Origin of the sequence: Thalassotalea piscium (assembly GCF_030295935.1) — a bacterium.
Classification (GTDB): domain Bacteria; phylum Pseudomonadota; class Gammaproteobacteria; order Enterobacterales; family Alteromonadaceae; genus Thalassotalea_B; species Thalassotalea_B piscium.
This window is the reverse complement of sequence record NZ_AP027362.1, coordinates 2,103,819-2,124,718: the sequence shown is the minus strand read 5'-3', so window position 1 is coordinate 2,124,718 and position 20,900 is coordinate 2,103,819. Positions and strand designations below refer to the sequence as shown.

General features: G+C 35.4%; 20 protein-coding genes and 1 pseudogene. 9 read left to right on the top strand and 12 right to left on the bottom strand.

Annotated features, from left to right (window positions below):
- Position 1: 1 nt before the first annotated feature.
- The 3 genes from QUD79_RS09205 to QUD79_RS09195 all read right to left on the bottom strand — a co-directional run bounded on the left by QUD79_RS09205 (position 2) and on the right by QUD79_RS09195 (position 1,270).
- A complete protein-coding gene (locus QUD79_RS09205; protein WP_184422520.1) occupies positions 2-214 on the bottom strand; it encodes a hypothetical protein in 213 nt (70 codons plus the stop codon).
- Between the two features lie 136 nt (positions 215-350).
- On the bottom strand, positions 351-791 hold the full coding sequence (locus tag QUD79_RS09200; RefSeq protein ID WP_184422518.1) for a MarR family winged helix-turn-helix transcriptional regulator: 441 nt from the start codon (positions 789-791) through the stop codon (positions 351-353).
- Entirely contained in the window at positions 788-1,270 is a 483-nt protein-coding gene (locus QUD79_RS09195) for a glutathione peroxidase (protein ID WP_184422516.1), read from the bottom strand. The genes QUD79_RS09200 and QUD79_RS09195 overlap by 4 nt, the downstream gene beginning before the upstream one ends.
- A gap of 98 nt (positions 1,271-1,368) precedes the next feature.
- Here QUD79_RS09195 and QUD79_RS09190 point away from each other — a divergent pair, with 98 nt between their 5' ends.
- Positions 1,369-2,250, top strand: a complete 882-nt coding sequence (locus tag QUD79_RS09190) for an NAD(P)-dependent oxidoreductase (protein WP_286290790.1) — start codon at positions 1,369-1,371, stop codon at positions 2,248-2,250.
- 179 nt (positions 2,251-2,429) lie between these two features.
- On the opposite strand, the gene sbcB is transcribed toward QUD79_RS09190, so the two are convergent.
- The gene (gene sbcB, locus QUD79_RS09185; RefSeq protein WP_184422512.1) at positions 2,430-3,875 is read right to left on the bottom strand and encodes an exodeoxyribonuclease I; all 1,446 of its coding nucleotides are present in this window, start codon (positions 3,873-3,875) and stop codon (positions 2,430-2,432) included.
- Between the two features lie 434 nt (positions 3,876-4,309).
- On the opposite strand from sbcB, the pseudogene QUD79_RS17515 reads away from it, so the two are divergent.
- The 3 genes and pseudogenes from QUD79_RS17515 to QUD79_RS09175 form a co-directional block, all read left to right on the top strand.
- Positions 4,310-5,065 (top strand): annotated as a pseudogene (locus QUD79_RS17515) (PAS domain-containing protein); the annotation flags it as partial.
- A gap of 9 nt (positions 5,066-5,074) precedes the next feature.
- A complete protein-coding gene (locus QUD79_RS17510) occupies positions 5,075-5,614 on the top strand; it encodes a methyl-accepting chemotaxis protein (protein ID WP_385957663.1) in 540 nt (179 codons plus the stop codon).
- A 26-nt stretch (positions 5,615-5,640) separates the two neighbouring features.
- Positions 5,641-6,360, top strand: coding sequence for an SIMPL domain-containing protein (locus QUD79_RS09175; protein ID WP_184422508.1), 720 nt, complete (start codon positions 5,641-5,643; stop codon positions 6,358-6,360).
- A 293-nt stretch (positions 6,361-6,653) separates the two neighbouring features.
- On the opposite strand, the gene ybaK is transcribed toward QUD79_RS09175, so the two are convergent.
- A complete protein-coding gene (ybaK, locus tag QUD79_RS09170) occupies positions 6,654-7,115 on the bottom strand; it encodes a Cys-tRNA(Pro) deacylase (protein ID WP_184422506.1) in 462 nt (153 codons plus the stop codon).
- Between the two features lie 495 nt (positions 7,116-7,610).
- Between ybaK and sbcD the strand changes: the two genes are divergently transcribed.
- The 3 genes from sbcD (at position 7,611) to QUD79_RS09155 (ending at position 13,236) form a co-directional block, all read left to right on the top strand.
- Entirely contained in the window at positions 7,611-8,879 is a 1,269-nt protein-coding gene (gene sbcD, locus QUD79_RS09165) for an exonuclease subunit SbcD (RefSeq protein WP_184422504.1), read from the top strand.
- A complete protein-coding gene (locus QUD79_RS09160; RefSeq protein WP_184422502.1) occupies positions 8,876-12,703 on the top strand; it encodes an AAA family ATPase in 3,828 nt (1,275 codons plus the stop codon). Before sbcD ends, QUD79_RS09160 begins: the two co-directional genes overlap by 4 nt.
- A 251-nt stretch (positions 12,704-12,954) precedes the next feature.
- Positions 12,955-13,236, top strand: a complete 282-nt coding sequence (locus QUD79_RS09155) for a hypothetical protein (RefSeq protein ID WP_184422500.1) — start codon at positions 12,955-12,957, stop codon at positions 13,234-13,236.
- A gap of 466 nt (positions 13,237-13,702) precedes the next feature.
- Here QUD79_RS09155 and QUD79_RS09150 read toward each other — a convergent pair whose 3' ends face one another.
- On the bottom strand, positions 13,703-14,131 hold the full coding sequence (locus tag QUD79_RS09150; protein ID WP_184422498.1) for a hypothetical protein: 429 nt from the start codon (positions 14,129-14,131) through the stop codon (positions 13,703-13,705).
- 335 nt (positions 14,132-14,466) lie between these two features.
- Here QUD79_RS09150 and QUD79_RS09145 point away from each other — a divergent pair, with 335 nt between their 5' ends.
- On the top strand, positions 14,467-14,856 hold the full coding sequence (locus QUD79_RS09145; protein ID WP_184422496.1) for an OsmC family protein: 390 nt from the start codon (positions 14,467-14,469) through the stop codon (positions 14,854-14,856).
- Positions 14,857-14,912: 56 nt separating this feature from the next.
- On the opposite strand, the gene QUD79_RS09140 is transcribed toward QUD79_RS09145, so the two are convergent.
- The 4 genes from QUD79_RS09140 to QUD79_RS09125 all read right to left on the bottom strand — a co-directional run bounded on the left by QUD79_RS09140 (position 14,913) and on the right by QUD79_RS09125 (position 17,568).
- Positions 14,913-15,329 (bottom strand): lysozyme inhibitor LprI family protein, encoded by a 417-nt coding sequence (locus tag QUD79_RS09140; protein ID WP_184422494.1) that lies wholly within the window; start codon positions 15,327-15,329, stop codon positions 14,913-14,915.
- Complete coding sequence (locus QUD79_RS09135; RefSeq protein WP_184422492.1) at positions 15,326-15,628, bottom strand: YciI family protein; 303 nt, start codon at positions 15,626-15,628, stop codon at positions 15,326-15,328. Before QUD79_RS09135 ends, QUD79_RS09140 begins: the two co-directional genes overlap by 4 nt.
- A gap of 10 nt (positions 15,629-15,638) precedes the next feature.
- Complete coding sequence (locus QUD79_RS09130; RefSeq protein WP_184422490.1) at positions 15,639-16,214, bottom strand: septation protein A; 576 nt, start codon at positions 16,212-16,214, stop codon at positions 15,639-15,641.
- A gap of 133 nt (positions 16,215-16,347) precedes the next feature.
- A complete protein-coding gene (locus tag QUD79_RS09125; RefSeq protein WP_184422755.1) occupies positions 16,348-17,568 on the bottom strand; it encodes a M24 family metallopeptidase in 1,221 nt (406 codons plus the stop codon).
- A 407-nt stretch (positions 17,569-17,975) separates the two neighbouring features.
- Here QUD79_RS09125 and QUD79_RS09120 point away from each other — a divergent pair, with 407 nt between their 5' ends.
- Entirely contained in the window at positions 17,976-19,316 is a 1,341-nt protein-coding gene (locus QUD79_RS09120) for a diguanylate cyclase (RefSeq protein WP_184422488.1), read from the top strand.
- A gap of 31 nt (positions 19,317-19,347) precedes the next feature.
- On the opposite strand, the gene yfaE is transcribed toward QUD79_RS09120, so the two are convergent.
- The gene (yfaE, locus tag QUD79_RS09115; RefSeq protein WP_184422480.1) at positions 19,348-19,647 is read right to left on the bottom strand and encodes a class I ribonucleotide reductase maintenance protein YfaE; all 300 of its coding nucleotides are present in this window, start codon (positions 19,645-19,647) and stop codon (positions 19,348-19,350) included.
- 52 nt (positions 19,648-19,699) lie between these two features.
- Entirely contained in the window at positions 19,700-20,830 is a 1,131-nt protein-coding gene (nrdB, locus tag QUD79_RS09110) for a class Ia ribonucleoside-diphosphate reductase subunit beta (protein WP_184422478.1), read from the bottom strand.
- Positions 20,831-20,900 lie beyond the last annotated feature (70 nt).

The window sequence follows — 20,900 nt, the reverse complement described above, 5'->3', positions numbered from 1 at the left end:
ATTAATGTAATTCAAACATAGTATATCTTTGCATTACTTCTGCAATGGCTTCACAGTTACAATGAGGTAAGTTGCTTATGTCATTAATAATTTTGTCTTGAATATCGACAGGAAATAACATTAACTGCTCAAGATATACTTGGGCTTGAGCAGTGTTATCGTCTTTTAAATACTGATGTAAGCGGCTAGCGTGGTTTTTCCAAATTGCACTCATACTATTACTACTATAAATGAGAAGTGTTATCTTAAGTATAGTGCAAATGCTCATAAGCAATAGATCTAAAAGTAATTAAAATGACGTATGTTAATACATTATAAATATAGTAAAGTTAACTTTAGCAGTAAATTGCTTATGTTAAATGTTTCGCTGTATTATCAAGTAGTTCATCTAAACTAGTTTTTAATGCGATCAACTCATTTTTTGATAGTGCTGTTAACGTAAATAGTTTAGCCGGGATTAGCTTTGCCTTTGCCTTAATATGTTTGCCATGACTCGTAAGTGCTATAAAAACGGCGCGCTCATCTAATTCGCTTCGGGTTCGCTTTACTAAATCAAGTTTTTCCATACGTTTAAGTAACGGTGATAGCGTTCCTGTATCTAGCTCAAGCTCTCGACCTATTTCTTTCACTAATTTAGCGGTGCTATCTTTCCATAATACTAACATCACCAAATATTGTGGGTAGGTTAACCCTATCTCTTTAAGTAAGGGCGCATAAAGCTTGGTTAAATTTTTGTTTAATTTATATAACCTAAAACACAGTTGATTTTCTAAGTGTAGTTGTTCACTCATAACAGGGCTTTTATATCAGACTCTATCGCGTTAGGTTTTGTGATCGGTGAGAATCGTTTGACAACTTGACCCTCTTTATTAACTAAAAATTTGGTAAAATTCCACTTAACGCTTTCAGAGCCTAAAATGCCAGGAGCTTGTTTTTTGAGAAATTTATAAACTGGGTGTGCAGTCTCACCATTTACGTCGATCTTGCCAAATAGATCAAATGTAATATTAAAATGTAAATCACAAAATGCTTTTATTTCATTATTGTTTCCTTTTTCTTGCTGTTTAAACTGATTACAGGGGAAGGCAAGTATTTCAAAACCTTGATCATTATATTTCTTATAAATTTCTTCAAGCCCTTCATATTGTGGTGTAAACCCACAGTTACTTGCAGTATTAACAACAAGTAAGACTTTGTTTTTATATTTAGCTAATTCAATGGACTCACCGCGATAATCTTCCGCTGAAAATTGATAGATATTTGTATTCATTATTTTATGTTATCCGCTATTAAATTGTGTGCAATATAAAATAAATATTAAAGTTATGCAAATGAATTATAAGAGTGCGTAGAATATAAATATCAGAGATTAGGAGAGTAAGAATGAAGAAAGTCGCATTTATCGGGCTTGGTGTTATGGGGTATCCAATGGCTGGCCACTTAGCTAACGCTGGTTATAACGTTACCGTTTATAACCGTACTCATGAAAAAGCCATTGCATGGCAAAAGGAACATCAAGGTAATATTGCATTAACGCCTAAAGAGGCCGCCAATAATTGTGATGTGGTTTTTATTTGTGTTGGAAATGACGACGATGTAAGAGCTGTTACTTTAGGCGGTAATGGCGCATTAGCGAGTATGGCTAAACATGCTGTACTGGTTGATCATACAACGGCCTCAGCTGAACTAGCTCGGGAGCTAAGTAAACACTGCCAACAGCAACACATAAGCTTTATTGATGCGCCAGTTTCAGGTGGTCAAGCGGGTGCAGAAAACGGTGTACTTACCATTATGTGTGGTGGTGAACAGCACATATTTGATCAAGTAAAGCCTATAATGGATGCGTACGCACGTTTTAGTCAATTAATGGGCGATGTTGGCAGCGGACAATTAGCCAAAATGGTTAATCAAATTTGTTTCACTAATGTTGTACAAGGATTAGCTGAAGGATTTAATTTTGCGCAAAAGGCAGGATTAGATACGGATAAACTGATAGATACCATCTCAAAAGGTGCAGCGGGTTCATGGCAAATGGATAACCGTGGTAAAACAATGTGTGCTGGCGAGTTTGACTTTGGTTTTGCTGTAGATTGGGTAAGAAAAGACTTGGCCATTGCATTTGCTGAAGCAGAGAAAATTGGCGCCGAATTACCTAACACTAAAATTCTTGATCAGTATTATAAAGAAGTTCAAGAAATGGGCGGTAACCGGTGGGACACTTCTAGCTTAATTACGAGGTTTCAAAAGTAAAAAATCGGTTATACCCATTTTACTAACGATAAGAACATATCTACTATCTAACTGGTTTTCCTGTGTATCAAGAAAATTATAAAGTTAATGAAACGGGTAGTATTTACAAGCAATGTATTGCAATAAAGCACTTTAACGCGATTGCAATGCATTGTTTTATAGTAACTTTTTCAATCTAGTTATTGCTGAATATATTGGTACAAGCCTTTTAAAATTGCCATTTTACTGGCATCATTTTCATGATCATGGGCAAGGTTTTCAAGTTTAAGCATATACTCTTCTGCACTAAGTAAACCTTTACCGCCTGATTGAATTTTATCTCGACAAAATTGCTGCCACTTCATTTGTTCTTCATTGGTTAGTGTATATGGATAATTTCTTGCTCGAAAACGAAATAGTAAGGTAGTTAAACGCTCATCTTGAAACTTAAATGGGTGTGAACCAAGCTGCTCTGGCGATAATTGGTGTAGAATTTCCATTTGTGCTTTATCAGCATGAGAAAAAAACTTACCTCCATATAAGCTATATTCGGCATCTTGTGGCTCAAAGTTATTCTCATCTAAAGCAAATACTTCTACTAACTTATCCCTAATTTCAAGGTGTTGTTTTAACTTGGCTAAGTTAGCCAAACAGGTTTCTCTTGGTATCGCTAAACGCTCTGCGTTTTCTGGTAATAATGTTTTAGCTGGCGAAATAGCAGGACATTTGTTTATATGTATTAGCTTAACAGGAATTGGCAGTTCGTCAGGAGCTAAATCATCTCTACGTGTATATAAACGCGCCTTTAATTCATCACTAGTTAACTCTATTAAAGGTTGTGGATCTTGTGCTAAATCTACCGCAATCACTGCATTTTTATTACTAGGGTGATAGGAAACTGGCGCAAACCAGCTGGTACAGCCATGCTTCGACGATATTTTACTTGAGGTGTGTACCACGGGGGTCATGTTGTAAACATCGAGCAATTCAGCCACTTTTTTCTTATTACGTAATTCAAATAAGTAGTGATAAAGTTTTGGCTGTTTTTCTTTGATTAATTTTGCCATAGCAATTGTTGCATAAACATCGCTCATAGCATCGTGAGCAGCTTCATGACTTATGCCATTTGCTTGAGTTAACAGCTCTAGCCTAAAACTTACCACTTGTTCACCGTCACGTTCAACGGTTGGCCAATTAATACCTTCAGGGCGAAGTGCATAACACGCACGCACCATATCAATAATGTCCCAACGGCTATTACCATTTTGCCATTCACGCGCATAAGGGTCGTAAAAATTTCTATAAAAAAGGTAACGGGAAACTTCATCATCAAAGCGAATACTGTTATACCCTGCAACGCAGGTATTGGGCGTGGTAAACAAACCTTGAATACGAGCCGCAAATTCGGCTTCAGACAAACCTTCTTTTAGTGCTTTTTGTGGCGTAATACCAGTAATAAGAGCGGCCTCAGGGTTTGGTAAGTAATCTTGTGGTGGTTGACAATAAAACATCTCTGGCTTACCAATGATATTTAAATCATAGTCAGTTCTAATACCAGCAAACTGGGAAGGTTTATCGTATTTAGGCGATACACCCCAAGTTTCATAATCGTGCCACAAAATAGTTGGTTGTTCATTGTTGCTCATGCTTTATTGCCTAGTGTTGTATAAGACATATCAGTTTGAATATACTTATTTTACAAACAAGGGTATATTCAATGTTATCGGTTTATACGTCTTTATACCTGATAGAAATCCATTTTATTAATCATAACATTAACAAGAAATACTTCGTAATTTATTAAACGTTTAGGTTGTTATATATACCGTTTTAACTTTCAGTAACATGTGATCTGCAATAAATGACTCTATCCAAATTGCAGTTGATTAAGTTAATAGCTCTGCGTTATCACCTAATTATTGTTTTTTTAATGTAAAGACTTCGTGTGTCAACTTTAAAAAAATAGTGTAGCTAGATTTTTATTCTACAATTAATAAATATATCAATTTATAGGTTTAAGGAATATTTATCGCAGTATTGATACAAATTTGAGTCTAACAATAATTAATAAGGTGGTTATATGCTATTTGGCAAAAAAAAGTTAGTACAAAAAATAGAGCAATTAGAGGGTGAATTAGCCATATTTCATGATATACAAAAAGATCTCAGGGATGAATTAGCATTTTTTTTGTTAGACCGTGAAGGAAAGTTCCTTGAAGTTAATTCATTATTCTTAATAACGTGCGAATATAAAGAAAATGAAGTAATTAATAAACATATAAAAGATTTCATCTTTGAGAAAACGTTAAAGCAAGATAATTGCCAGGCTATGCTGAATGCAATAAATAATGGTGTGCATTGGCATGGCACAATGCAGCTACAAAGTAAAAGTGGTAAAGAAATATGGTATAGAACGGTAATACAACCCAAAAATAATGCCGCAGAGCTTGCCGTTTACTCTAGTGAACAAACACAAACTATTGCAGAATCTAGAGAGCATAAAGATATGATGGGGGCTTTAACGCGCTCTTCAGCTGTTATTGAGTTCAATTTAGATGGCATAATACTTAATGCTAATGAAAATTTTTTAAAAGGTATGAATTATAGCCTTAACCAAATTATAGGTAAGCATCATCGTATTTTTTGTACACAAGACGAGGTTAATTCACAACGCTACCAAGACTTTTGGCAATCTCTTTGTGAGGGTAAATTTGTATCTGACCGTTTTAAACGAATTGACAGTTTAGGCAATGTAGTCTGGCTAGAAGCCTCGTATAACCCTATTCATGATGATAATGGCGACTTATATAAAGTGGTTAAATTTGCTACTGTGATCACAGAGCAAATGGCCCGTGAGGCGTCAATGGCTGAAACGTCAGAAATTGCTTACGATATATCTAAAAAAACTGATGAAGATACATTGAATGCTATCCAGGTAATTGAATCTACAATTGACACAATGGGTCAACTATCGACACAGATGAATGGCGCAAGTAAAGGTATATTTGAATTAGACACTCAGTCTCAAAAGGTGGCACAACTAGTTGATAGTATAAGGGGAATTGCGGATCAAACTAACTTATTGGCACTCAATGCTGCAATAGAAGCGGCTAGAGCAGGAGAACAAGGAAGAGGATTTGCCGTAGTTGCTGATGAAGTAAGACAACTAGCCTCTAGAACTAGCGTGGCAACAGAAGAAATTATAGGTGTCGTTAGTGAGAATAAAAAATTAACAGAAAATGCAGTCTCCTTGATTGAAGGCAGTATGAAAGAAGCTGACAAAGCTTTACAGCTTTCAACACAAGCGGGTGATGTTATGAATGAAATTCAAATCGGTGCAAGGCAGGTTGTTGACGCTGTCGCACAGTTTAATAAAAATCTATAAAAGTTTAAAAAGGCGTTGGTGATTTAATGCAGCAAGAAAATAAAGTAAGTGCTTTTACCTTAGGAGTGTTCATTTTTTTAGGGTTAACTATGCTGGGCTATTTATTAGCTAGTGCAGCGATAGAATATAAACAATACGATCGCACGATTAAGGTGAAAGGGCTTTCTGAACAAGAATATAATGCTGATATTGTGTTATGGCCTATCCAATTTATTGCAGCGGGCAATGATTTAGAAAGTTTGTATATATCGATTGAAAAAAACACCACTAAAATTAAGGACTTTCTCACAGATAGAGGTATTACGATTGAAGAGATTAGTTTTTCTGCTCCTGCTATATCCGATAAATCTGCTCAACAATATGGAAATTCAGGACAATATGAGTATCGTTATAGTGCAACACAAACAGTAACAGTTTACTCAACACAAATAGCTAGTATAAGAAAAATTATGGCTGCGTTATCTGAGCTTGGTAAACAAGGTATTGTATTTGTTGGAGATAATTACCAAACACAAACGGAATATATTTTTACACGTTTAAACGATATAAAGCCGGCGATGATTGAAGAGGCAACACGCAAAGCAAGAGAAGTAGCTGAAAAATTTGCTTTAGATTCAGACAGTAAATTAGGGAAAATTAAAAAAGCATCTCAAGGGCAGTTCAGCATTCGTTCTAGAGATAAAAACAACCCTCATATTAAACTGGTACGTGTTGTTTCAACGATTGAATATTACTTATCAGATTAAGAGTGATTCATCAAAGCTTGTTCATCAAAGTTACCAGTACTTGCTTCAAGCAATAACAATTTAAATATGTGAAAAGAAAGTTAGGCTATAAGTATGAGTGTTGGATTATCCGAATCCCGCTAATCTATTAGGGCATTTCTATTGGCTAACACAAACAATTACTGCGTTATTAAGTTAGTAGTTGTCTGAACAACAAGTGATTGTAGTAAATGCCTTGTTATTGTCTATTTTTATTGGGTATAAATTAGGGCCTTAATGCTACTTAAATTATACGATTGTAAGTAAGTTGCTTTTTAGCTTAATGTGCAAAACTCAGCATTGGTTAATTTTAGTAGAGCATCGGGAGCTAGTTCTATTTCTAAACCGCGCTTGCCACCACTAATAAATATGGTGTCAAAGCTTGATGCTGTAGTATCTATTAACGTGGGTAGTTGTTTTTTTTGGCCTAATGGACTTACACCTCCCAAAACATAGCCTGTTGTCTTTTCAACCTTTTGTGCAACTGCCATTTGTGCTTTTTTAGCCTTCAACGCTTTTGCAGCTAATTTCAATGATAGTTGTTGTTCAACAGGCACTATGCACACCGCTAATTTATCATCGTACTCAATAACTAAGGTTTTAAAGATGCGATTAGCACTTACCGACATTTTCTCAGCTGCTTCTAATCCATAAGACTTTGCACTATCACTGTGTTGATAATGGTGAATAAAATGTGGTGTTTTATTTTGTTCCAGTAGCTTTACTGCGGGTGTCATAAAAAGAATATCCTTTTGGAAATACCAGTAAAAAACTATTTAAGTTCAATTAGGGCGTGTTGATCTTTGCTATACATTTTTGCAGCGATTTATTTGGTGTTTATACAAGGCTGAACTTATGTAATGGGGTTGTTCCCCATCAATAAGTGAAAACGCCGTAGAAAAACCAAAGAGGCGCTGTCCTACGGATACGTTTAAACATGATTTACTTTTCGTTGCTTACACGGAAGTAGGTACTTAGCGTGAGCAGGACGCGGAAGCTGTCTAGCTCATTTATGTAGTATATTACACGTTATTCTCTACGCCTCAATTAAATTATGTTTAATTCGTACAAAATTTGTACTCGTAAGATCAACACGCCCTAATGCTAATTGTAGTACTTTAGGCGATTAGTTTCTGTAACTTCATTAGAAATTATAATGCTAGTCGTAGATATTGCTTACTGTAACGCGTTAAACTCTCCTTAGTAAATATACTACTTAAAAATAATAATTTATGACATTTCGTGTACTACATACTTCCGATTGGCATTTGGGCCAATATTTTTATGGTAAGAGCCGATTCAAAGAGCACCAAGCATTTATTAGCTGGTTGGTCGAGCAAGTTATCGTAAACCAAATTGACGCGGTGATTGTTGCCGGTGATATATTTGATACCGGTACGCCACCAAGTTATGCCCGTGAGCTTTATTTTGAAGTTATCGCTAAGTTACAGAAAGTAAATTGTCAGTTAGTGTTGTTAGCTGGTAATCACGACTCTGTTGCTATGTTAAGCGAAGCAAAAAATTTATTGTCACAAATGTCTTGTACAGTTATTGCTAGCGCTAATAGCATCACCAACGATCAATTAATTGAACTTTACAATAATGAAGGTGAGTTAGGAGCCGTAGTATGTGCAGTACCTTTTATTCGCCCGCGCGATATAGTTGTTAGTCGAGCTGGGCAGTCAGCACAAGAAAAACAAATGTCATTGCAGCAAGCTATCGCTGAGCATTATCAAACGCTATTTAATGATGCCAAATTACTCGCTGATGGCAAAGTGCCTATCATTGCAACGGGGCATTTAACCACAGTAGGTGTTACAAGTAGTGATTCTGTTCGTGATATCTATATTGGTACCTTAGAAGCTTTTAATGCCAATGCCTTTCCACCGGCAGACTATATTGCCTTAGGCCATATACATAAAAGTCAGAAGGTGGCAAAGTCTGAGCATATTCGTTACTGCGGTTCACCCATTCCTTTAAGCTTTGACGAAGCGAGCCAGACTAAAAGTGTATTAATGGTTGAATTTAATCAGGCAGAATTAACGCAGGTAACACCTATAACTATTCCTTGTTTTCAACCATTGGTAATGATTAAAACAAGTATTGATGAGCTTGAGGAACAAATAAATAAAGTTGCGGACAACACCCCTCGAATAAATGAAGAGCAAACTATTTGGCTAGATATCGAAGTGAATAGTGCAGAGTATTTACAAGATCTCACCGTGAGAATTGAAGAGATTATTAGCACATTACCCATCGAAGTATTGTTAGTACGAAGGGCAAAAGCATCACGTGAAAAAATGCCAAGTAATAATGAAAAAGTTACGTTAAATGAATTGAGCTTAACTGACGTGTTTGAGACACGTTTAGCGGAAGAGGATTGGCAAACAGCAGATGAGATAGCGCGCAAACAACGACTACAAAACTTATTTTTGAAGGTTGTTGAACAAGTAGAACATTCAGATCAAACATCTAAACATAATAGTGGAGACACGTTATGAAAATTTTAAGTTTGCGCTTTGAAAATATTAATTCGTTAAAAGGTGAATGGAAAATAGATTTCACTAAAAACCCGTTTGACAGTAGCGGGTTATTTGCGATTACCGGGCCTACTGGCGCAGGAAAAACGACTATTTTAGATGCTATTTGTTTAGCACTTTATCATCAAACTCCCCGATTAACTGTTTCCGATAAACAAAATCAATTAATGACACGCCATACTAGTAGCTGTTTGGCTGAAGTGGAGTTTTATGTAAAAGGGCAAGGTTATCGTGCTTTTTGGAGTCAACGTCGAGCTAAAAATAGTTTACAAGGTAATTTACAAAAGCCAGTAGCAGAGCTTTCAACGCTTGAAGGTAAAATTATTGCAACTAAAGTGTCTCAAGTACGAAGCGAAATTGCACGAATAACTGGCTTAGACTTTAGCCGGTTTACTAAGTCGATGATGTTATCGCAGGGACAATTTGCTGCATTCTTAAACGCACCTGCAAATGAAAGGGCTGAATTACTTGAAGAATTAACGGGAACCGAAATATACGGGGTAATTTCACAACAAGTCTTTCAAAATCACAAGTCTGCGAATGAACAACTAAATTTATTAAGAGCTAAGAGCCAGGGCGTAAATTTACTTGACGAACAACAGTTAGAAGATATTGAAAAAGAGCTTGCAAGCCTTTCACAGCAAGAAAACACCGTTATAAAAAAGCAACTGTTATTCCAGAAAGCGCTAAATTGGCACAATAATAGTGAAGAAAATGACAAACATATTTTAAACACTAAGACCCAACTAGATAATATTACCCAAAAAAAAATAGCGGCTACTGATGACTTAACAAAGTTAGCACTGTCTGAACCCGCTGAAAAAATTCGCCCTATTTATGATGCTTATAATGATAAAAATGCCCAACATAATGAGCTAGTTAACGATCAGATAGCGTTGAATCAATCATATAATGAAAATAATAAAGTACTTGATCAACTTTCAAAGGAGTTAAGCGACTTTGATACACAATTAAAAGTTAAGCAGCAAAAAGATGCAGAAGTAGAAAATTTAATTATTGAAAAAATAATTCCACTTGATGGAAAAATTAACGCACTTGAACTTCAATCAGCACCACTCATTGAAAAGCAACAGAAATTGCAAGATAGCCTAAACACAACGGATAAAAAAATTGAACAATTACAAGAGACACAAGGTTTACTTAGCGAAATAACAAGCAAGCAGGCTCAATATTTAGGGCTTCATCAATTTATCAAATCATTACCTGAAAAGTTGCCGTTATGGAAAAATCAATATTATTACTTATTACAGCAAGAGGGTGAGCTAGCAAAGCTTACACGCGAACAACTTGAATATAAACAACAAGTTGACGTGTATAATGAACAATTAAAGCAGCAACAAGAACAGCAAGTAGAACTAGCAAATGTAAAAGTATATGCATCAGAGCAGTTGCTAGCATTAAATACAAAAAAGTCATTAGTATTGCAAAATATTGATTTACCAACCGAAGAAGCTGTTAGTGAACAGTTAAACCAGTTACAACGTCAATCCGCGCTGCAAGTTCAGGCGTTAGATTGTGCACAACGTTATCAGCAATTAACCACTGAAATTAATCAACTTAATTTACAAATAGCAGAACAAACGCAGCAACTGAAAAGCGTTGATATCAATATTATAAAATTGCGAGACCAATATCGTATACAGCAACAGCAATGCGACGACGTAGCCTTAATTGTTGCGCAACAGAAGGTTATTCTATCTCTGTCTGAGCATAGAGAACAATTAAAACCCGAAGAAGCTTGTCCTTTGTGTGGTTCTTTTGATCATCCTGCTATTGAGGATTATCAAGAGTTATCAGGCAACGGTGTAAATGAACAGCAGCTACGTTTGAAAGCTTTAAATGAAGGACTAAGCAAATTAGAGCATCAAGGTAAAGCGGCCAGTGTGTTGCAAGCTCAATTAACTACAGAATTAAAGCAATGGAAGAAACAGCTGCATGATAAAAAAATAGAGCAGCAAAACATACAGGTTAAATGGCAGGAATATGACGGACAATTAACGATTAACTTACCGATTGAACAATTAGCTGAAATCGAAACTTTGCTTTCTAATCGTAAATATCGCTATGAAAAACTCTGTCTTGCCGTAGAACAGCTTCAAAAGCTTAACCAAACAATTGCATTAGAACAACAGAAAATAGTAGAACAGGATAAAACATTAGTTTTTCATGATAACCAAATCAATCAAATTCGATTATCCTTAGAAAATATTGCTCAAAATATACAAACAGTTATTTATCAACAGGAGCAAATAAAACATAGTATTTCAGAGCAAAGCAAGCATCTTAAAGCTGAAATTGATTTAGTTTTTCATCTTGAACCATCGCAAGTTGAAGCATTTATTACCGATAATGAAATAAACGATAATTTAATAAATACTAGCGTAATAAACACGAGTGCAATGAGTGAGTTGTTATTTAAAGAAAATACTCAATTAGCCTCAGCTGAAGAATTTGAGCATTGGTGGTCTTCATTGCAAGATAAAATTACTGAGTATCAACAAACTCAGCAAGAGCATGAGCAAAACAACATAAATTTAAAAGCAAAAGCGCAAGAAATTACCTTTGAGCTAAAACAACAGCAGCTAAACCAGCAAGCGTTAACTGAGGTATCGGATCAGGTAGTTAATATACAGGAACAAGTTAGCACACTGAAAAAACAACGTTACGATTTATTTGGCGATAAACTTATCCAAAATGTACGAAACGAAATACTAATAGCGCAAAATAGTTCGGCTACTGAACGTTCGAACATACAAAGTAAGCACCAAGCTATATTAGAAACTGTACAACAACAACGCGGACTGATTTCTAGTGTAGAGAAGCAGCTTAAAAATTTAACGCCATTACGAGCAACTGCACAAAAAGCTTGGAAGGTTGCTTTATCAAACAGTTGTTTTGAGCAAGAGCATAAATTTATACAGGCGTTAATGTCGACAGAAGAGCGAGAAAGAATTCAAGTATTTGCACAAGCTATTGCACGAGAGAAAGATAAAGCGGACACGTTGCTAGAACAATATAGTCAACAAGCAAGTCAATTATTACTGCAACAACAGCAATTACTAAAAGAGGGTGTTGACAGTTTTGAGTCAGAAGCCTTAAAAGTTAATCTAAATGATATTAATGAGCAGTTAAAACAATGTCAGATTCAGCAAGGGCAGTTATCTCAATCGTTAAAACATGATCAACAACAAAAAGCTCAACAGCAATCATTAATAACTGACATTAATGAGCAACAAATTATTGTTGATGATTTGGCTCATCTTACAGGTTTAATTGGCTCTGCCGACGGAGCAAAATTTAGAAAGTTTGCCCAAGGGCTGACATTGTCGCACTTAGTGCATTTAGCCAATAAACATCTAGAACGCTTATATGGCCGTTATCAATTACAAAGTCAACAATCAGATGCTTTAGCGTTAGAAGTGTTAGATACTTGGCAGGCTGATGCCGTTCGTGATACAAAAACTTTGTCAGGAGGGGAAAGCTTCCTAGTAAGTTTAGCGTTAGCTTTAGCGCTTTCTGATCTTGTTAGTGCTAAAACAAGTATAGATTCATTATTTTTAGACGAAGGGTTTGGAACGTTAGATAACGATACTTTAGAGATCGCACTAGATGCATTAGATAACTTGAATGCAACCGGAAAAATGATTGGTATTATTAGCCATGTAGAAACCTTAAAAGATCGAATTGCGGTGCAAATAAAAGTTAAAAAGCGAAGTGGGCTTGGTGTAAGTGAGTTAGACCATTGTTTTAAAGTTGAAAAATAATATTTAAAGTCAGCTTAGACTGCCTGTTAACAAACACTGCATCTTATTTCTCATGCAGTGGTGAGGCTTTAATATTTTGTACCTAAATTTTAATTGCCTTCGAAAGTATTGGGAAAATGAAGGCAATAAAGTTTTTGTTTTTAATAGTCACTTCTATGTTATTGTGTATTGATTGGGCAATCATAATTTTGAGTTGTGTTATATGTCCTTTAGTACATGACAGGATGTGTTTTTACAGGGAGTATCAAATATTGTTTAATAAATTAATACCAGCGTCAATCATCGTGGCTTTATCATCTTGTGGAACTACGCAACCCCAAGCTTATCAAAAAGAGAGGACGCCAGAAGATAGAAATCAATATGTTGGGGCTGAAGGTTTGTCTCAATACCAAAAAGATCAAAACTATTTACTTAGCAAAGCATTATCTGATAAATGTACAAAAGCAAAAGTTGATTTGGCAATAGCAAGGACAAATGATCAAGCGAGCGAAATTAAAAAGCAAAAAGCATTAATTGCGCGAACCTGTGTTTAATTGGCTCAATATATACATAAATAAGGAATAAAAATGGGGATTAAATTCTGGGTTGTAAGATCGATTAAAGTGTTTCTTTCAATATTTGTAATATTAATTATTATTGAACAATTAAAAGGACATGATATCCAAAACGCTGTTATGTTTTCATTACTCTGGTCATTTCTTTCAACGTTGGTTTTTATCTCTTCAAGAGTATATCAATCTCGCAAGGGAGTAGTTTGCACCCTTTGCAATGATACACCTGAGCAAAAAACTAAAACAAAAAACTAAACTTAATCGGTAAAAAACCTTATAACAAAATCTATGTAATTGTCTTTATTATTTTATTCACAATGTAAAATTTGCTTATTATAGTTAATTAAGCCCGTTATTATATGGCTATAATTTGACTGTAAAAAACCATCATTTAATGTTTCTGAAATGTTCAGAGCAACAATCGAATTTGTAATACATTAAATAATGCCTAATGTACTTGTCTGTTATTTCTAATAACAATGCATGAAGTTTTCCCAAATTCAGCCCATTTGCTCAGCTGGGTAATTTCTTCATTACTTAATAGGGGATTACAAATTACAATGGCTGAACAGTTACCTTTACACAACGCCTTTTCAATATTTGCTAGTACTAAATTATGTTTATTAGCATGTACTTTTAATATTTTAGATGTATCTATTTCATTATAATTTGTTAACTGCTCTAGTGGTTCTTCGTCAGGATTAATCATTAATATCCACTTATTTTCAATACTGTATTGACGACAAATCTCAGCATATTGTTGTGAGAGGTTTAACTCATTATCTATATCAATAATACTTAAACTATTACGTTTTATTGAATGTAAGCTACAACCTAATTCATCTAACTCATTGTTTGTAATGTTAATGTTCATCATTTTTGTTAAATCCACCGTATACTGTATAAATCTACAGTATATGATAATTATTCGATGATCAACTCTTTTTTTTAACTTTAATCATTGGGTTAATATCAATCATCATTTTTAATCGGTATTATTGTGGCGAGTAGAAATTTTCTGCACGCATTTGCAGCAGAGCTTTTGCTATCAATAAAAGCTTGAGATGGTGTAATAGGGCTTACTCTCTAAAAAATGACAAAACAATTAAAATATCTAAAGGTCTGATATTCTTTAGTTACTTTCAATCGGTATAAAAGTCATACCTTAAAGGTAAGCACAATTTGAATTTTACTAACTATTTAGGGAGTCGTATGGAAATTAAAGTTGAGTTGCTAGAAGGTCAAAAGCTTAAAGCAAAGTTTGGTAAGCATGAAGTGATCAGTGATCAAAATATCAGTTTAGATCAGTTAGGCGATTATCCTGAGCCTTATGATTATTTTTTAGTGAGCATGGTGTTATGCGCAGCTTTTTATGTTCGTCAGTTTTGTACTTCAAGAGACATTCCAACTGAAGGGCTTATATTATCACAAGAAAATAGTCGCTCAGAAGAAGACAAATATAAGCAAACGTTTAATATTGTGGTTAAATTACCTGATAATTTTCCACAAAAATATCGTAAAGCTGTTTTAGCCGCAGCAAGTTCATGTACGGTTAAAAAAGTAATACAAGCACTACCAGAGTTTGAAGTTTCTATTTCTTAAGACTCGGGCGTGTTGATCTTAGAGACTGAGTGTATTAGGGGATACTTTTAGGTTATCTATTGATTGATACTACTCAGCTCTTCAATACGATGTTGCGTGGTGTTGATGTAACACTTTTTATAAGCAGGGGCTGCTGTTATTTCAGGTGATATATGCAGGTATTGCCAGCGGCAGTTATTTTCACGGTAGGTAATGAAATTAAGCTGAGCGCGATTAAACATTTCTAATGCTGATTTTCGGCCTGTTTTTAAAGCAAATTCTTCTAAAATAAATATTTGATTATTAATCCAAGTTTGTAGCTCACGATCTACAGACTCTTTTACTTGATCAAAACACATAGAGAGTGCTTTGGGTGCAGTAAATTTACTTTCACAAGCTTTTACCGTTTTTAGTACCGCAGCATGTGCAGGAGTGCTAAACAGAGTCGCCATTGTCGTGCTAATAATGAGTAGTGATATAAATTGCTTTATCATGCTGGTAGTACTTTTTTATAGGGCTTAACAATTACATTGGCGTAAACACCAGCGTCGATATAAGGGTCTTGGTCTGCCCAATGTTGCGCATCAATTAACGAATCAAACTCAGCAATTATGACAGAGCCGGTAAAGCCTGCATCGCTAGGGTTTTCACTGTCAATAGCAGGGCAAGGACCTGCAACGAGTAATCTACCCTGTGCTTGTAGGTCTTTTAATCGTTCTAAGTGTTTATCTCTTACAGATAATCTCTTTTGTAAACTGTTTTCGGTATCTTGGCTGAAAATTACGTAATACATTGGGCTCACTTTATTCTGGTTTATTATCTATTTTAGCAGAGACGTCGCTATTTTCTTCTTCTTTTGGTAAATACTTATACAGGGCTAAAATTGAGCCTATGGCAAAGACAAAAGTCATTGCCATTAAACCAAAGACTTTAAAGTTAACCCACGTTTCTAATGAAAAGTTATAGGCGATATAAATATTAAGTAAGCTACACAGTAAAAAGAATAATGCCCAAGCTAAATTGAGTTTAGTCCATATATTATCGGGGAGAGGTAAGCCTTCAGATAACATTTCTTTTATTAGGTTTTTCTTAAAAACAACTTGGCTAACAATAAGTACAACAGCAAACAATGCATTGATTATTGTTACTTTCCACTTTAGAAAAGCATCGTCGTGAAAGAATATAGTTAATCCGCCAAAGATAAGAATTAGGCCGAAAAATATAAGGTTTCGTTTGGGAATAGGCTCTTTTTTGAGTAAGTAATAGCCAATTTGAATTGCCGATGTGACGATTAAAGAGCCTGTTGCCCAATATATGTCTGCAAATTTATAAAAGATAAAAAATACGATCAGAGGTATATATTCAAAAATAGCGTGCATAATACTACAAAATAGTTTTTAACAAGTGTTTGATTCTATAGAAAGCTAAGAAGAGATCCAAATTTTTATCGAGGATAAAGCTGATTAATTGTTTTACATCAGTTTTATCCTCGATTATGCAGGGGGAGAGCGGTTAGTTTTTATTGTAACCAAAAGGATCATCAATAGAATGTGACGGCTCAGTAAACCATTTAGGCCCTTGTTCTGTCATATAAAAATGATCTTCAAGTCGAATACCAAATTCGTCAGGTATAACTAGCATTGGCTCGTTTGAAAAACACATGCCCTTAGTCAATAGCGTTTGGTCGCTGCTGACCAAGTATGGCCATTCATGTATGTCTAAGCCAATTCCATGACCTGTACGGTGAGGACAACCAGGTGTTTGGTATTCAGGCCCCATACCTTGTGATGCTATATACTCACGTGCAGCATCATCAACTTTTCCGCAGGGCTGACCAAGTTGTGCGGCATCAAATGCAGCTTTTTGTGCCATTTTCTCAACATTCCACATGGTGCGCTGACGCTCATTTGCCTGACCAAATACATATGTTCGAGTGATGTCAGAGTTATAACCTTCTACTTGGCAGCCAGTGTCAATTAACACAATATCATTTTCTTCTAAATTCTTAGGGTTTTTAACACCGTGCGGAAAAGAAGAATCTTTACCAAATAAAACTATACAAAAATATGAACCGGCAGGAGCACCTACCTTTATATGCGCTTGATGTATAAATTGAGTAACTTCAGCCGTTGAAATACCCACATGTAATATTTTAGCAACAGCTTTATGTACTTCTATGGTCATGTTTTTAGCTGTTTGTAGAAGTGATATTTCATGAGCCGATTTTTCAGTTCTACAGCCTGCCGTAATTGGCTTGGCATCTACTAATTCAATATTACTAACGGCTTCTTTTATTCCATTAGCGATAAAAAAAGCAGTAGCCTCATCAATTGCCAATTTCCCCTTACTTATTCCCATTGCAGTTAACACGTTTGCACACAAAGCATAAGGGCACTCATGCTCCTGCCATCCGTGAATTTTACCTTTGATTACCATGTATTGATTTAAGGTATTAATTTCGAAGAAAGGTGTGATGTATTCAATATCGCCTTCAGCGGGTAAAATAGCACCTACCATACGTTCACTTGCATACCAGCGTGTACCGGTAAAATAGTATAAGTTTGTACCAGCGTTTAAATAAGTTGCAGCAATGCCTTGTGCTTTCATTAATCGCTGGGCTTTTTCAATTCGTTGTTGATATTCCTGTTCACTAACCGCGGCGACGCCGCTTGTCATATTACTGAGTTTACTTAGTTCAATCTGAGCGGTTGAACCGCCAACGCCTATAGTCATACTTTCTCTCTTCATTATGATCCAATAAAGTGATTTTAAAGCAAATATCGCTAGTTGTATACAATATGTAATGCTTTGTGTGATAGATTTTCCTGATAGAAAATCAAATACTAAATTTAATAACTTAATAAAGTGATTATAAGCTAATATTTTATTATAGTATTATAAAGGCTTTAAAATAATGTATGATTAATTTATGTACCACATTGTATATGATGTGGCTTTAGCTTTAATGTTGCATTGATATCACTCAACGCTTTAAATATAAAATTATTATGTAGTCTTTATGTTTTACGAATTGAAACAAAAAACAGGGCTTACAGATGTTTACGAATTTACTTCGTTTTATTACAAAACGAAATACTATTTGTAAGCATACTTAAACAAACTCTTAGGATGGTCGTAACGTGAACAGTACAATCTTAGTTATTGATGACGCTAAAGATACATTAATGTTACTTGAGTTTGATCTCATCGAAGCCGGTTATAAAGTGTTAACTGCAAATGGAGGAGAGCAAGCATTAGAGATACTTAATAGGCAAGCGGTTGATCTTGTTTTACTTGATTTACATATGCCCAAAATGTCTGGTATGGAAGTGTTAGCTAATATAACCGCACTTGAAACTGCACCGCCTGTTATTATGTTATCTGCCTCAGATGACGAAAATGATGTAGTAAAAACACTCGATGTTGGCGCTGAAGATTATGTCACTAAACCTTATGTTGCAAAAGTACTATACGCACGCATTCGAAACGCACTGCGTTTGAAAGAAAAAACACAAGAATTAGAAGCTTTATTACGTACCGACAGCCTTACCCATATTAATAATCGTGTTGGTTATGAAGAGCTAGCAACAAAAGTTATCAGCCATGCTAAACGTAATAAACATCGAACAGCGATAGCAATGTTAGACATTGATCACTTTAAAGCTGTTAATGATACGCATGGGCATGATGGCGGTGATGTTGTATTAGTAGAGTTTGCTAAGCTGTTGATTTCATGTTTTCGTGATTACGATGTTATAGGACGAATTGGTGGTGAAGAGTTTGCTGTCTGTATGCCTAATGTGCGATTAGAGACAGCTTTAGCTGCTTGTGAAAGATTTCGAGAATCTTTAGCTCAGTTAACTATCTCTCTACCAGATGATCCTGATGCAACAATAAATATTACAGTGAGTATTGGTCTTATTGTTTCAAATGATCCTGATAGCATGCTAGATGACTTAATGAGAGAGGCTGATAAGCTAATGTATAGGGCTAAATCAGCTGGCAGAAACCAAACAGTTACGGAGAAAAACAAATCAGAAAACGCAGCAAACAATAATAAAGATAATGAACTGGTCACATCAAAGGATAATAACAATTTGAATACTAACACTCCAAAGCAACCCGAATCTGAAAAGTATGCAGGTATTGATTTTGATATTGGCGTTAATAATGTGTTGGGTGATGAAGGATTATTCGAAGAAATTTTAGTTATGTTTTATCAAGATCATAAACAAGATAAAGATAAAATAGCACAAGCGATAAATGACAATGACTTACTCACACTGAAATCTTTAACACACACTTTAAAAGGTGTTGCTTGTTCAATTGGGGCAATGGAATTGTTTAATCATACTAAAGCGCTCGATAACGCGGCTAACGATCAGAAATTACAAGAGTTTGATTATTTATTCAAACCGGTGGCATTAGCCATAAACAAAGTTATTAATGGCATTGAAACCACCCTAGGGGATAAGCTTTAACCAGGGAAAAGGGTAGATTAACGCAGATAATCTACTCTAAGTTAATGTCGATATTTGTGGTTGGAATACAGCAGCAGGTCAAAATTTCGTTTTCACCCACAAATGCTAAAGGCTCTCCGTTAGGATATAACACTTGCCCTTGCTTTAATGTGACACGGCAAGCGCCACAAAAGCCATCTCTACAGTGATAGTGAGCTTCTATACCGTTTCTTTCTAAACAATTTAATAAGTTTTTATCTTCACTCGTGAATGTTACCTTGTGATCATCGACAATGATCACAAGGTCAGATTCAGACGAATTATCGGATAGTTTACTATTAGTGTGCCCCATAACTAAGTACTAAGTAGAACAACAAACTAATAGTAAACAGGCTGCCATAACGTTATAGATCAAAACCATCAAAATCGTCACTTGAAACTGACGAATCAACTTGTCCAACTAAATAGCTTGAAATTTCAGACTCTTGTGGAGCCACTTGCACGTTGTCGCTCACTAAATAAGCATTCATCCAAGGCAATGGGTTGCTTTTAATATCAAATGGCGCTTCATAGCCAATTGCGGCTAAGCGTTGGTTGCAAATATATTCAATATATTGATTTAGTATCTCAGCATTTAGGCCAATCATTGAACCATCTTTAAACAAATATTGTGCCCATTCTTTTTCTTGCTCAACCACGTCAAGAAATATTTGTAGGCCTTCATCACGTAACTGCTCTGACACTTCTTTCATTTCAGGGTCGTCTTTACCTAAAAGCCAATTATTAAGTATATGTTGTGTACCTGTTAAGTGTAGCGCCTCATCTCGTGCAATTAATTTAATAATTTTAGCGTTACCTTCAAGTAACTCTCGTTCAGCAAAAGCGAAAGAACAGGCAAAGCTTACATAAAATCTAATCGCTTCAAGAGCGTTAACAGAGCATATAGCAAGGTATAAACGTTCTTTAAGCTTACGCTCACTAACCTCAAGAGTTTCACCATTAACTTGATAAGATCCAGGACCTTGTGATTGAAGTAACTGAGTGGTAATTATTACTGAGTCAAAATATTTAGCAATACTTGTTGCACGCTTTAAAATAGCTGGGTTAACAACGATATCATCGAAAACTTCACTTGGATCAGAGAATAAGTTTCGTAAAATGTGAGTGTATGAGCGTGAGTGAATAGTTTCGCTAAATGCCCAAGTTTCTACCCAAGTTTCTACTTCTGGTAATGAAACTAACGGAAGTAGTACCGCATTAACAGAGCGTGCAGCCATACTGTCTAAAAGAGTTTGATACTTTAGGTTTGAAATAAAGATGTGTTTTTCTGAATTAGTTAAACTCTGCCAATCTGCACGATCTTTAGAAACATCGATTTCTTCAGGGCGCCAAAAGAAAGATAGTTGTTTTTCAATGAGCTTTTCAAACGCAATAAATCGTTGTTGGTCATAACGGGCAACATTTACACTGTTCCCCATAAACATTGGTTCTAGCAATGCGTTATTTGGGGTTTGGTTAAATGTAGTATAAGTCATTTCTTACTCCTTGAAGCACCAATTTGACGTTTATTGGTGCTCCATCAACAGATTATTATTATTTTATAAA

Excerpts from the sequence above, each read along its gene's own strand:
- QUD79_RS09205 (WP_184422520.1), bottom strand. The coding sequence starts at position 214 with ATGAGTGCAATTTGGAAAAACCACGCTAGCCGCTTACATCAGTATTTA.
- QUD79_RS09200 (WP_184422518.1), bottom strand. The coding sequence starts at position 791 with ATGAGTGAACAACTACACTTAGAAAATCAACTGTGTTTTAGGTTATAT.
- QUD79_RS09195 (WP_184422516.1), bottom strand. The coding sequence starts at position 1,270 with ATGAATACAAATATCTATCAATTTTCAGCGGAAGATTATCGCGGTGAG.
- sbcB (WP_184422512.1), bottom strand. The coding sequence starts at position 3,875 with ATGAGCAACAATGAACAACCAACTATTTTGTGGCACGATTATGAAACT.
- QUD79_RS17510 (WP_385957663.1), top strand. The coding sequence starts at position 5,075 with ATGGCCCGTGAGGCGTCAATGGCTGAAACGTCAGAAATTGCTTACGAT.
- QUD79_RS09175 (WP_184422508.1), top strand. The coding sequence starts at position 5,641 with ATGCAGCAAGAAAATAAAGTAAGTGCTTTTACCTTAGGAGTGTTCATT.
- ybaK (WP_184422506.1), bottom strand. The coding sequence starts at position 7,115 with ATGACACCCGCAGTAAAGCTACTGGAACAAAATAAAACACCACATTTT.
- sbcD (WP_184422504.1), top strand. The coding sequence starts at position 7,611 with ATGACATTTCGTGTACTACATACTTCCGATTGGCATTTGGGCCAATAT.
- QUD79_RS09160 (WP_184422502.1), top strand. The coding sequence starts at position 8,876 with ATGAAAATTTTAAGTTTGCGCTTTGAAAATATTAATTCGTTAAAAGGT.
- QUD79_RS09150 (WP_184422498.1), bottom strand. The coding sequence starts at position 14,131 with ATGATGAACATTAACATTACAAACAATGAGTTAGATGAATTAGGTTGT.
- QUD79_RS09145 (WP_184422496.1), top strand. The coding sequence starts at position 14,467 with ATGGAAATTAAAGTTGAGTTGCTAGAAGGTCAAAAGCTTAAAGCAAAG.
- QUD79_RS09140 (WP_184422494.1), bottom strand. The coding sequence starts at position 15,329 with ATGATAAAGCAATTTATATCACTACTCATTATTAGCACGACAATGGCG.
- QUD79_RS09135 (WP_184422492.1), bottom strand. The coding sequence starts at position 15,628 with ATGTATTACGTAATTTTCAGCCAAGATACCGAAAACAGTTTACAAAAG.
- QUD79_RS09130 (WP_184422490.1), bottom strand. The coding sequence starts at position 16,214 with ATGCACGCTATTTTTGAATATATACCTCTGATCGTATTTTTTATCTTT.
- QUD79_RS09125 (WP_184422755.1), bottom strand. The coding sequence starts at position 17,568 with ATGACTATAGGCGTTGGCGGTTCAACCGCTCAGATTGAACTAAGTAAA.
- yfaE (WP_184422480.1), bottom strand. The coding sequence starts at position 19,647 with ATGGGGCACACTAATAGTAAACTATCCGATAATTCGTCTGAATCTGAC.
- nrdB (WP_184422478.1), bottom strand. The coding sequence starts at position 20,830 with ATGACTTATACTACATTTAACCAAACCCCAAATAACGCATTGCTAGAA.